Here is a 10,283-nt window from a genome sequence, read left to right on the forward strand (position 1 = left end):
CTCAGCCTACCTCCGGGGCGCTCAGAGATTACACGGCCCCATCTAGGTAATTCCCTTAGTCGCCTCCGGGGTCCCTGCCATGTCCCGGGCGAACGCTCCAATAGAGGGGGCGTCACCGCCGTTCATAGACTGGCTGCACAGGGCCGGACCGCTCCCACCGGAGCGAGCCGGCCACATCCAGGACAAGAACGGAGATGACGCCATGCCGAGTTCAGCCGCGGCCCAGACCATCGCTTCAGCGCAATCCGCCGGTACGGGCGTCGACGCACCGGGCTTCCAGGCCTTGCTCGACGAAGTGCGCCGGCGTCGCGACGAGTTCAACGCCAAGGGCCACGTGCCGGTCGACATGATCGCCCGCTTCAAGGATGCCGGCATCTACCGCGCGGCGACGCCGAAGTGCTTCGGGGGCGACGCGCTGCCGCCGGCGAGCTTCCTGCGGATGATCGAACGCATCTCCGAAGCCGACGGATCGGCGGGCTGGGTGGCCAGCTTCGGCAGCGCCACGGTCTACCTCGCCGCGCTGCCCAGGGAAAGCCTGGCCAGCCTGTTCGCCGACGGCCCCGACCTGGTCTTCGCCGGCGGGCTGTTCCCGATCCAGCCGGCAGAGGCGGTGGAGGGCGGCTGGCGGGTCAACGGCACCTGGAAGTTCGCCAGTGGCTGCAAGGGCGCCGATGTACTCGGCGTCGGCATCGGCACCGGTGGGCCGGGCGGCAAGCCGCGCACGGCACTGTTCGCCGCCAGCCAGGTGGAGATAGTCGAGAACTGGGAGGTCGTCGGGCTCAAGGGCACCGGCAGCCACGACCTGCGGGTGAAGGATGCTTTCGTCAGCGATGACTGGACCTTCATTCGCGGCGGCGTACCCAGCATCGACGAACCGCTCTATCGCTATCCCACCGTGGCTTACGCCGCACAGGTGCTGGCGGTGGTCAACCTGGGCCTGGCCCGTGCCGCCCTGGACGAAATCAACCGCATGGCCGGTGGGCGCACCGGTGTCACCGGCGCGCCGAAGCTCGCCGATCGCGCCTACTTCCGCATCGAGGCGGCCAAGGCGGAAGCCGAACTGCGCGCCGCGCGCTCCTTCTTCTACGAGTCCACCGAGCAGGTCTGGGCCTCGATCCTCGCCGGCAACCCGGTAACCGACGAGCAGGTCGCCCTGTTGCGCCTGGCGGCCGTGCATGTGTCGCGGGCCGGCGCCGCCGCCGTGCAGCGCGCCTATACCCTGGCCGGTACCACCGCGATCTACCAGCACAACCCGCTGCAGCGCTATCTGCGCGACGCCATGGTGGTCACCCAGCACGCGTTCCTCGGTGATGGCATGTATGACGGCGCCGGTGCGGTGCTGCTCGGCGTGCAGCCGATTCCCGGATTCCTCTGAGCGGCCCCGGCCGTTCGACCCCCTCACATTCCACCTCTCGAGGATTCACCATGTCCCAGGCTACCCGGGAACCCCTGCGCGTACTGTTCTGCATCGGCATCACGCAGAACTTCTTCGATCTGCCCACCGGCGAAGGCATCGCGGTGTGGAAGGGCTTCAGCGCCATGATGAGCTCGCTCGGCGCCTTGCCCGGCATGACGGTGCTGGGCGTGCTGGACGACGACCGCCTGATGGTCGGCGCCTCCACCAGCTCGCCCTGGACCGTCTACATCATGGCCGATGTCGACTGCCACCAGACCGTGATCGATGCCTGCAACCTGTTCCGTACCACGCCGGTGAACGAATACAGCCTGTGGAAGTACGCCAAGGTCGAGGCCCGTATCGGCCGTCCCCTGACCATCCCCGAAGCGGCGCGCTGAGCCATGGATAGCCCATTGGCCGATCTGCGGCTGCGCCTCGAAACGCTGGAAGCGGAGAGCGCGATACGTCGCCTGCTGGCCCGCTACATGGACCTGTGCGACGTACCGCGGGAGATGACCTCGGCCAGCGAACTGGCCGAGCTCTTCACCGAAAACGCCATCTGGGAGGGTGTCGGCAGCCATTACGCGCAGAAGTTCGGGCGCCAGCAGGGCAGGGCGGAGGTGGCCGCCTTCGTCGCCGCCTACCTGCCGCCATCGCCGCATTTCGCGGTGAACCTGCACTTGCTCACCAGTGAGTCGATCCGGGTTGCCGGGGAGGAGGCCAGCGGGCAGTGGATCATGCAGCAGATCTCCACCTACGGCGACCGTCGCTCGGAGCTGATCAGCGCCCGCCTGAACATCGATTTCCGCCGCGTGGCGGGCAGTTGGCAGATGGCGCATTTCCGCACCTGCCGGATGTTCAGCGCAGCACTCGGGGAGGCCTGCCGATGACTGTCTTCGTCAACCAGATCCGCCTGGGCGACCGGAGCGGCCTGCGCGTCGCCATCAAGGACTCCATCGATATCGCCGGCCAGCGCACCTGCGCCGGCAGCCGGGCCCTGGCCGAAGTGCCACAGGCGGCACGCAATGCCGAGGTGGTGGACGCGATTCTCGCCACTGGCTGGCAGATCGTCGGCAAGACCAACATGCACGAACTGGCGTTCGGCGTAACCGGCATCAATGACTGGACCGGCACTCCGCTCAATCCCCAGGCTCCGGATCGCGTGACCGGCGGCTCGTCGAGCGGTTCGGCGGTGGCGGTGGCGGCGGGCCTGGCCGATGTCGCGCTGGGTACCGACACCGGTGGTTCCGTTCGCGTGCCCGCTGCCTGCTGCGGCATCTACGGCCTGAAGCCGACCTTCGGCCGGGTCAGCCGTGCCGGCGTGCATCCGGCCGTTACCAGCCTCGATTGCGTGGGGCCCTTCGCCGCGCGCATGGCCGACCTGGACGCCGCCATGGCGGTGATCTGTCCCGGCTACCAGCCGTTCCAGCTGGCCGGGGGCGGGCAACGGGTGGCGTTGCTCGATGTGCCCTGCGACCCACTGATCCGCGCCTGCCTGGAGCGTGCCGTGGCGCTCGCCGGCTGGCAACGCACCGTTTTGCGGCTGGAGGGCCTGGGCGAGGCCTTCGAAGCGGGCCTGGCGGTGATCAATCACGAAACCTGGGCGGCCTTCGGCCACCTGACCGGCAAGGGCCTGGTCGGCGCCGATGTCGAGCAGCGCCTGCTGGGTGCCAGCCGCACCGGTCACGCCGACCTGGCCCATGCCGAACAGGTGCGTGCGCGCTTTACCCGCGCGGTCGACACGGCACTCGAACAGTTCGAGGTACTGCTGTTGCCGACCCTGCCGGAGCTGCCACCGCTGCTTGCCGAGGCCCGCCAGGGCAATGCCGTCGGCGGCATGACCCGGCTGGCACGGCCTTTCAACCTCAGCGGCCATCCGGCGTTGTCGGTCCCGGTGCCGCTGCGCCAAAGCGGCTTGAAAGTCGGCCTGCAGATCGTCGGTCGCAAGGGCGAGGACGAGCGCGTCTGCGCCTTCGGCGCCAATTTGGAACACGCACTGGCCGCACTGCAGCCAGCGAACAAGAACCCAGCCTGAGGAGAATCCCATGAGCTGTCATGAAAGCGGCCTGATTGCCAGGACCCGCAGCGTCGAGGAACTGGTCCGGTCGGACCGGGTCGACGTATCCCTGTATTACGATCCCGCGCTCTACGAGGCGGAACTGGAAAAGATCTTCTACCGCACCTGGGTGTGGGTCGCCCACGAGAGCGAGATCCGCAACCCTGGCGACTTCCGCACCACCAGCATCGGCCGTCGTCCGGTGATAGTGGTGCGTGACAAGAAGGGCGGCATCAATGTCCTGGAGAATCGCTGCCGCCACCGTGGCGCGACCGTCTGCGAAAAGCACAAGGGCAACGCCACCGGCTTCACCTGTCCCTACCACAGCTGGTCTTACGGGCTGGACGGCAAGCTGCGCGCCTTGCCCTATCCGGACGGTTACGAGGACATCCTCGACAAGTCCGAACTGCCGCTGAACAGCCTGAAGGTGGGAAGCTACGCCGGCATGGTGTTCGCCAGCTTCAATCCGGATGTCGAGCCGCTGGAAGACTTCCTCGGTGGTGCCAGGCACTGGATGGACCTGTTCATGAAGCAGGGGGCTGGCTACCCGATCAAGGTGCAGGGCGAGCACAGGTTCACCTTCAAGGGCAACTGGAAGATCCAGCTGGAGAACACCACCGACGGCTACCACTTCCCCATCGTGCACAAGTCGTGGATGAGCTCGGTGGATGAAGAAACCTCGGAAATGCTCTCCTTCATGACCGACGAGCAGGCGGTGACCCACGCCCTGGGCAACGGCCACAGCGTGATGGTGATGGTCCCCGAGCACGTCGACCTCGACCGGGACGACGGCAGCGAGCAGCTCCAGGAGCGCTTCGCCCACGTCACCGCGGAACTGTCGAAGACCATGCCGCCGGAGCAGGTGCGCTGCATCGTGCGCTCGCTGCACGGCGCCGGCTTCAACCTCAACCTGTTCCCCAACGTCGCCATGTCGATGTCGTTCTTCCGCGTGCTCAATCCCTTGTCGGTGACCGAGACCGAGATCCGCCACGTTGCCCTGGGCATGGACGGCGGCCCGGAAATCGCCAACCGCGAACGCCTGCGCATCCACGAGCACTTCCAGGGCCCGTTCGGCTTCGGCAGCCCGGATGACGCCGAGGCCTGGGAGCGGGTGCAGCGCGGTTCGCATGCCGGTCCGCAGCTGCCGATCCTGGTCAACCGCGGCCTCAATCGCGAAGTCATCGCCGACAACGGCGACAAGGTGTCCCACGCCACCGACGAGGGCGGCATGCGCGAAGCCTACGAGATGTGGAAAAGGATGATGAGCCATGACTGATCACGAGAACCTCTGCGGCCTGGCCGCGCCACTGGCCCGGGCCATCGAATTCATCTGGCGCGAAGCCGAGCTTCTGGACCGCAAGCAGTACGCCGAGTGGGCGCAGCTCTGGGCCGAGGACGGCTTCTACGTGGTGCCCATCGATCCGCAAACCACTGACTTCGCCGCCAGCCTCAACTACGCCTACGACGACGCGCGCATGCGCGCCCTGCGCATCGAACGCCTCAGCGGCGGCTACTCGAGCTCGGCGGTGGATGCCGCCCGCACCGTGCGCAGCGTCTCGCGCTTCCGCCTGGTGGAGGCCGCCGGCAGCGTGGTGGAGGTGAACTCCGCGCAGCTGCTGTTCGCCTACAAGCGCGGCGTGCACACGCCGATGGCGGCCGACCTGACCCACCGTATCCGCTTCGAGAATGGCGTGGCCCGGCTCGAACAGAAAGTGGTGCGCCTGATCAATTCCACCGACAGCCTGAGCGCGCTCGGCTTCCTGCTCTGAGGAGAGTCCCATGTCCCGAGTAGCCCTGATCACCGGCGCTTCCCGTGGCCTCGGCGAATGCATCGCCAGGGCCCTGCATGCCGCCGGTTACCGCGTTGCCCTGGCCGGTAACGACCTGGACGGCCTGCAACGGCTGGCAGCCCATCTCGATCCGTCCGGCGCGAGTGCCGTCGCCCTGGAGCTGGACGTGCGCGAGAAGCAGGATTTCATCCAGGCCCGCGACCTGCTCTCCCGGCGTTGGGGCGGCACCGACGTGCTGGTCAACAATGCCGGTGTGTCCAGGGTCGCGCCGGTGATGGAGATCACCCCGGAGGAGTTCGACGAGTCGATGGCGGTCAACCTGCGTGGCACCTTCGTCGGCTCCCAGGTATTCGGCGCGCATTTCGCCGAGCGCGGGTTCGGCCGGATCATCAACATCGGCTCGCTGGCCGGCCAGAACGGCGGCACCGCGACCGGCGCCCATTACGCGGCGGCGAAAGGCGGCGTGGCGACCCTGACCAAGGTGTTCGCCCGGGAGCTGGCCAGCCGCGGCGTGACCGTCAACAGCATCTCGCCGGGCCCGCTGGACCTGCCGGTGGTCTACGAGACAGTGGCCCCCGAACGCCTGGAGCAGATCCGCCAGATGCTGCCGGTGGGCACCCTGGGCTCGGCCGCCTACATCGCCGATGCCGTGCTCCTGCTCGCCGCCGAGCATGCCGCTTCGGTCACCGGCGCCTGCTGGGACATCAACGGCGGCCTGTACATGCGCTGAGCCGGGGCGCTCCCACGGCCCGCCCCCACTTCCGCAGGCGGGAGTGGGGCACTACCGCCGACCTGCGTCGGCCTCGTCAGCTCCAAACTTCGCCAGGTGTTGCGATGATGAAAGTCAGGATCGAAAAGATCGTCGAAGAGGCCCGGGACATCCGGTCGTTCCGTCTGGTGCGCCTGGACGGCAAGCCCTTCGACGCCTACGAGCCGGGTGCCCATGTGGATGTCACCGGCCCGACCGGAGTGACCCGCCAGTATTCCCTGTGCAGCCCGCCGGACGACGGCGCGGCCTATCTGCTGGCGGTCAAGCGGGAAGCCCGGTCGCGCGGGGGCTCCCAGGCCCTGTACGATCTGCTGAAGGAAGGCGCCGAACTGGACATCGGTGCGCCGCGCAATCTGTTCCGCCTGGCGCCGCAGGCCCGCGAGCATGTGCTGGTGGCCGCGGGCATAGGCGTGACGCCGCTGCTTTCCATGGCCTACCGGCTGGTCGCCATCGGCCAGCCGTTCCGGCTGCATTACTTCGCCCGCTCGCCGGAGCATGCCGCCTTCACCGGGTTGCTCGGCCGTGCGCCATTCGCCGGCAATGTGGAGTTTCACTTCGGCATCGAGCCGGCCGGCCTGGACGCCGCACTGAGCGCCTGCCTGGAACCGGCCAGCCGTGAAGCCCACGTCTACACCTGCGGTCCGGCGCCCTTCATGGACAAGGTGGTGGAAGTCGCCGCGCGCACGCGGCCGGCGGACAACATCCACCTGGAACACTTCCAGGCCGACCCGGCCGCGCAGAGTGGTCCGAGTGGCGCCTTCGAAGTGCAGTTGGCCAGTTCCGGAGTGGTGCTGCAGGTCCCGGCGGATACGCCGCTGGTGGACGTGCTCCAGGCCCATGGCTGCGATATAGACACCGAATGTCGCGAGGGCATTTGCGGAACCTGCATAGTCGAGGTACTGGAAGGGGAACCGGACCATCGCGACAACTGCCTGTCGAGCAGGGAAAAGGCTGCGAACAAGCAGATCTGTGCCTGTGTGTCGCGGGCCAGGAGCGCGCGGCTGGTGATTGATCTGTAGCCTCGGCATGTCGCGGATTCCACCCGGATAACGGCGCACTGCGGAAATCACGAAAAAAGGCCGGTCAGCCCATCCTGGGCTGGCCGGCCTTTAGTTTGCCCGATCCATGCTGGGCAACCCGGCCGAGAGGTGCGGCGCGGGACTGGGTGTTCACCTGGGAAGGCGCCCACCCGAGCTCGATGCTGCGACCGGACCATCGACGCCGAAAGGGCGCAGGTCCATGCCGTGGGGAAAGTCGGGGAGCAAAGATACAGGCGCTGGCTTAAACCAGGCTTAAAAACCACGTCAGGTCGTAACGGAGAGGGGTTTCAGGGCCTGTGGCCGCGCTCCGGGGCGTCTTCGCCGGGGAGATTGAGCACTTCGCGCACCAGCATGGCGATGCTGGAGACGCCCATCTTGTCCTTGATCTTGGTGCGGTGCACATCCACCGTCTTGACGCTGATATTCAGTTCCCTGGCGATGACCTTGCTGGCCTTGCCATCGACCACCATCATCAGCACCTCGCGCTCGCGGCTGGTGAGCAGGCCGAGCTTGCCTTGCAGTTGCTTGCGCTGCTCCATGCCCGCATGCACCTGCACGGCGCTCTTGAGCGCCGCCTGGATGCGCTCGAGCATCTGCTGGGGGTTGTAGGGCTTCTCGACGAAGTCGATCGCGCCGTTCTTCATCGCCTTGACCGACATGGGAATGTCGCCATGGGCGGAGACGAAGATGGTCGGCAGGGCGATGCCGCGGTCGTTGAGGATTTCCTGCAGCTGGAAGCCGCTGGTTTCCGGCATGCGTACGTCCAGCACCAGGCACGCCGGCACCCTGGGATCGTAATGGCGGAGGAAGTCCTCGGCGCCGGCATGGCATTGGGCGGCGATGCTCACCGACTCCAGCAGCCAGGCCAGCGAGTCGCGCAGATCCTGGTCGTCATCGACGATGTGAACAACGGGTTTGCGGGGTTCGGTCGGGGTAGTGGTCACGGTCTGCTGCTCGATCGGCTGACGCTTTCCGGCATCCGGGCTGCGCGGTCACCGCGTGCATGCGGCGTTGCCAGCAGGATATCCATTGCGCACCGCCCTGACGATAAAGGAAACACGTAGACGACTAGCGGCAACCCTTGCCGGCGATGGTGATCGCCTGAATTCAATGGGACCGTGCGCAGGCCTAATCTGGCCCCATCACGCAAGACCTCCCGAATCAGCCGGTCCACAACAAGAAGGGCGACCCGATGGGCACTCTCAGCCAGACGCAAATCGATTTCCGCAACGCCATGGCGCAGCTGCCGGCTGCGGTAAACATCATCACCACCAATGGGCCGGCCGGGCGTTGCGGCATCACCGCCAGCGCGGTGTGCTCGGTTACCGACTCGCCCCCCACGGTGCTGGTGTGCATCAACCGGGGCAGCGCCATGCACGATGTGTTTCGCGCCAATGGCCAGCTCTGCGTCAACGTGCTGTGCAGCGACCAGGAAGAGCTGGCCCGCCATTTCGCCGGCATGACCCGGGTGCCCATGGAAGAGCGCTTCGCCTGGGATGTCTGGAACTCCACCGCCAGCGACCTGCCCGTGCTGCGCAGCGCCCTGGTGAACCTGCAGGGACGCATCAGCGACTGCAAGGAGGTGGGTTCCCACTCGGTATTCTTCGTCGAGCTGGACCAGGTCGCCATCCGCGAACAGGGCGACAGCCTGGTGTATTTCAACCGTCTGTTCCACCGTGTGGAGCGGGCCGCGACCGCGTGCTCGCGCTGAGGGGCCACCGGGGTACGGAAACAGCCCCGCACCAGGCGGGGCTGTTCCTCGACGTCTCAATCCGGGCTGAACCGTCCACATGGGGCCAGGGCGACCCCTTTCCTGGAGTCCGGCCGAACGTCGCTGGCATGGGCGGCTAGCGCTGCAACCAGGATTCCGCTTCTGCCACCTGCCTGGAGTCGAAGGTCTTGATCGTCAGGCCCGGAATCAGTGAGCCCTCGACCTCGCTGACTGTCCTCACCCATTTCTTGTCGGCCACGACCGCCATGCGATCGAAGCGCCGAATGACGCGGAACAGTTGCGGGATACGCGACACCTCGACGGCCATGGCGCCCAGCGTCGGAAGCTCGAACTCGCCGATTCGATAAAGCATGCGGCCATGCTCGATGCCATCGGCTTTCCGGGTCAGCTCATCGATCCCGGCGCGCATGTCGTTGCTGTCAAGCTTGCCAGCGAAGTCTACGTCGATGCGGTTCTCGCCATTTCGAATTACCTGGAACATAACGGCACCTCCATGGGACTGGAACTTCCACGATACGCCGCCTGCCAGCAACGAAAAAGTGCCTTCTGAGTCCTCGTGTTCATACGGATTTTGTACGGACGCCCCGCGGTCCAGGCCCCTAATCCCCTTGAAACCCTCGGATTGCCGATTCGCGCCATCCGCCATCCCATCCCTCAAGGGGAGGGGAATGTGTTACCGGCTCTGAATAGGCTGAGGGGGACCTGATGTCCCGTTCAACAGGAGTCCTGCATGAAAGTACTGGCTGCGGTAAAGCGCGTGGTCGATTACAACGTCAAGGTCCGCGTCAAGGCGGACCAGTCCGGCGTCGACCTCGCCAATGTGAAGATGGCCCTGAACCCCTTCTGCGAGATTGCCGTGGAAGAGGCGGTGCGCCTGAAAGAGCAAGGGATCGCCAGCGAAGTGGTGGTGGTGTCGGTCGGCCCGGCCGGCGCGCAGGAGCAGCTGCGTACTGCCCTGGCCCTGGGCGCCGATCGCGCGATCCTGGTGGAATCCAGCGACGAACTGAACTCCCTGGCGGTGGCCAAGCTGCTGAAAGCCGTGGTCGACCAGGAACAGCCGCAGCTGGTGATCCTCGGCAAGCAGGCCATCGACAGCGACAACAACCAGACCGGCCAGATGCTCGGCGCCCTCACCGGCTATGCCCAGGGCACCTTCGCCTCCAAGGTCGAAGTCGCCAGCGACCAGGTCCAGGTCACCCGCGAGATCGACGGCGGCCTGCAGACCGTGGCGCTGAAGCTGCCGGCGATCGTCACCACCGACCTGCGCCTGAACGAGCCGCGCTACGCGTCGCTGCCGAACATCATGAAAGCCAAGAAGAAGCCGCTGGACCTGGTCACCCCGGACGCCCTGGGCGTTGCCACCGCGTCCACCGTATCGATCCTGAAAGTCGAAGCACCGGCTGCCCGCAGCGCGGGGGTCAAGGTCAAGTCGGTGGCCGAACTGGTCGACAAACTCAAGCACGAAGCGAAGGTGATCTGAGATGGCTGTCCTGGTAATCG

General features: G+C 66.4%; 12 protein-coding genes. 10 read left to right on the forward strand and 2 right to left on the reverse strand.

Going from position 1 to position 10,283, the window contains the following annotated elements:
• Positions 1-202: 202 nt before the first annotated feature.
• The 8 genes from ACFPU0_RS26335 to ACFPU0_RS26370 all read left to right on the forward strand — a co-directional run bounded on the left by ACFPU0_RS26335 (position 203) and on the right by ACFPU0_RS26370 (position 7,030).
• Entirely contained in the window at positions 203-1,375 is a 1,173-nt protein-coding gene (locus tag ACFPU0_RS26335) for an acyl-CoA dehydrogenase family protein (RefSeq protein ID WP_377696235.1), read from the forward strand.
• A 50-nt stretch (positions 1,376-1,425) separates the two neighbouring features.
• The gene (locus ACFPU0_RS26340; RefSeq protein WP_377696236.1) at positions 1,426-1,794 is read left to right on the forward strand and encodes a hypothetical protein; all 369 of its coding nucleotides are present in this window, start codon (positions 1,426-1,428) and stop codon (positions 1,792-1,794) included.
• Between the two features lie 3 nt (positions 1,795-1,797).
• Complete coding sequence (locus ACFPU0_RS26345; protein ID WP_377696237.1) at positions 1,798-2,286, forward strand: nuclear transport factor 2 family protein; 489 nt, start codon at positions 1,798-1,800, stop codon at positions 2,284-2,286.
• A complete protein-coding gene (locus ACFPU0_RS26350; RefSeq protein ID WP_377696238.1) occupies positions 2,283-3,431 on the forward strand; it encodes an amidase in 1,149 nt (382 codons plus the stop codon). The genes ACFPU0_RS26345 and ACFPU0_RS26350 overlap by 4 nt, the downstream gene beginning before the upstream one ends.
• Before the next feature lie 10 nt (positions 3,432-3,441).
• Positions 3,442-4,728 carry an aromatic ring-hydroxylating oxygenase subunit alpha gene (locus ACFPU0_RS26355; RefSeq protein WP_377696239.1) on the forward strand — a complete coding sequence of 429 codons (1,287 nt, stop codon included), beginning with the start codon at positions 3,442-3,444 and terminating at the stop codon, positions 4,726-4,728.
• Positions 4,721-5,221, forward strand: coding sequence for an aromatic-ring-hydroxylating dioxygenase subunit beta (locus ACFPU0_RS26360; protein ID WP_377696240.1), 501 nt, complete (start codon positions 4,721-4,723; stop codon positions 5,219-5,221). The genes ACFPU0_RS26355 and ACFPU0_RS26360 overlap by 8 nt, the downstream gene beginning before the upstream one ends.
• A 10-nt stretch (positions 5,222-5,231) precedes the next feature.
• The gene (locus ACFPU0_RS26365; protein WP_377696241.1) at positions 5,232-5,972 is read left to right on the forward strand and encodes an SDR family NAD(P)-dependent oxidoreductase; all 741 of its coding nucleotides are present in this window, start codon (positions 5,232-5,234) and stop codon (positions 5,970-5,972) included.
• Between the two features lie 104 nt (positions 5,973-6,076).
• Entirely contained in the window at positions 6,077-7,030 is a 954-nt protein-coding gene (locus ACFPU0_RS26370) for a PDR/VanB family oxidoreductase (protein ID WP_377696242.1), read from the forward strand.
• 308 nt (positions 7,031-7,338) lie between these two features.
• On the opposite strand, the gene ACFPU0_RS26375 is transcribed toward ACFPU0_RS26370, so the two are convergent.
• Positions 7,339-7,995: a response regulator transcription factor gene (locus ACFPU0_RS26375; protein WP_377696243.1), complete on the reverse strand. Its 657-nt coding sequence runs from the start codon at positions 7,993-7,995 to the stop codon at positions 7,339-7,341.
• A 248-nt stretch (positions 7,996-8,243) separates the two neighbouring features.
• Here ACFPU0_RS26375 and hpaC point away from each other — a divergent pair, with 248 nt between their 5' ends.
• Positions 8,244-8,762 (forward strand): 4-hydroxyphenylacetate 3-monooxygenase, reductase component, encoded by a 519-nt coding sequence (gene hpaC, locus ACFPU0_RS26380; protein WP_377696244.1) that lies wholly within the window; start codon positions 8,244-8,246, stop codon positions 8,760-8,762.
• Between the two features lie 136 nt (positions 8,763-8,898).
• Here the strand turns inward: hpaC and ACFPU0_RS26385 are convergent, their stop codons facing one another.
• Complete coding sequence (locus ACFPU0_RS26385) at positions 8,899-9,264, reverse strand: STAS/SEC14 domain-containing protein (RefSeq protein WP_377696245.1); 366 nt, start codon at positions 9,262-9,264, stop codon at positions 8,899-8,901.
• 249 nt (positions 9,265-9,513) lie between these two features.
• Here ACFPU0_RS26385 and ACFPU0_RS26390 point away from each other — a divergent pair, with 249 nt between their 5' ends.
• Complete coding sequence (locus ACFPU0_RS26390) at positions 9,514-10,263, forward strand: electron transfer flavoprotein subunit beta/FixA family protein (RefSeq protein WP_377696246.1); 750 nt, start codon at positions 9,514-9,516, stop codon at positions 10,261-10,263.
• Positions 10,264-10,283: the final 20 nt, after the last annotated feature.

Source organism: Pseudomonas sp. GCM10022186, assembly GCF_042656385.1.
Lineage (GTDB): Bacteria > Pseudomonadota > Gammaproteobacteria > Pseudomonadales > Pseudomonadaceae > Metapseudomonas.

Bases quoted from the DNA above. Each gene is read 5' to 3' on its own strand.
- ACFPU0_RS26370 (WP_377696242.1), top strand. From the start codon at position 6,077: ATGATGAAAGTCAGGATCGAAAAGATCGTCGAAGAGGCCCGGGACATC.
- ACFPU0_RS26345 (WP_377696237.1), top strand. From the start codon at position 1,798: ATGGATAGCCCATTGGCCGATCTGCGGCTGCGCCTCGAAACGCTGGAA.
- ACFPU0_RS26390 (WP_377696246.1), top strand. From the start codon at position 9,514: ATGAAAGTACTGGCTGCGGTAAAGCGCGTGGTCGATTACAACGTCAAG.
- ACFPU0_RS26350 (WP_377696238.1), top strand. From the start codon at position 2,283: ATGACTGTCTTCGTCAACCAGATCCGCCTGGGCGACCGGAGCGGCCTG.
- ACFPU0_RS26335 (WP_377696235.1), top strand. From the start codon at position 203: ATGCCGAGTTCAGCCGCGGCCCAGACCATCGCTTCAGCGCAATCCGCC.
- ACFPU0_RS26385 (WP_377696245.1), bottom strand. From the start codon at position 9,264: ATGTTCCAGGTAATTCGAAATGGCGAGAACCGCATCGACGTAGACTTC.
- ACFPU0_RS26355 (WP_377696239.1), top strand. From the start codon at position 3,442: ATGAGCTGTCATGAAAGCGGCCTGATTGCCAGGACCCGCAGCGTCGAG.
- ACFPU0_RS26360 (WP_377696240.1), top strand. From the start codon at position 4,721: ATGACTGATCACGAGAACCTCTGCGGCCTGGCCGCGCCACTGGCCCGG.
- ACFPU0_RS26365 (WP_377696241.1), top strand. From the start codon at position 5,232: ATGTCCCGAGTAGCCCTGATCACCGGCGCTTCCCGTGGCCTCGGCGAA.
- hpaC (WP_377696244.1), top strand. From the start codon at position 8,244: ATGGGCACTCTCAGCCAGACGCAAATCGATTTCCGCAACGCCATGGCG.
- ACFPU0_RS26340 (WP_377696236.1), top strand. From the start codon at position 1,426: ATGTCCCAGGCTACCCGGGAACCCCTGCGCGTACTGTTCTGCATCGGC.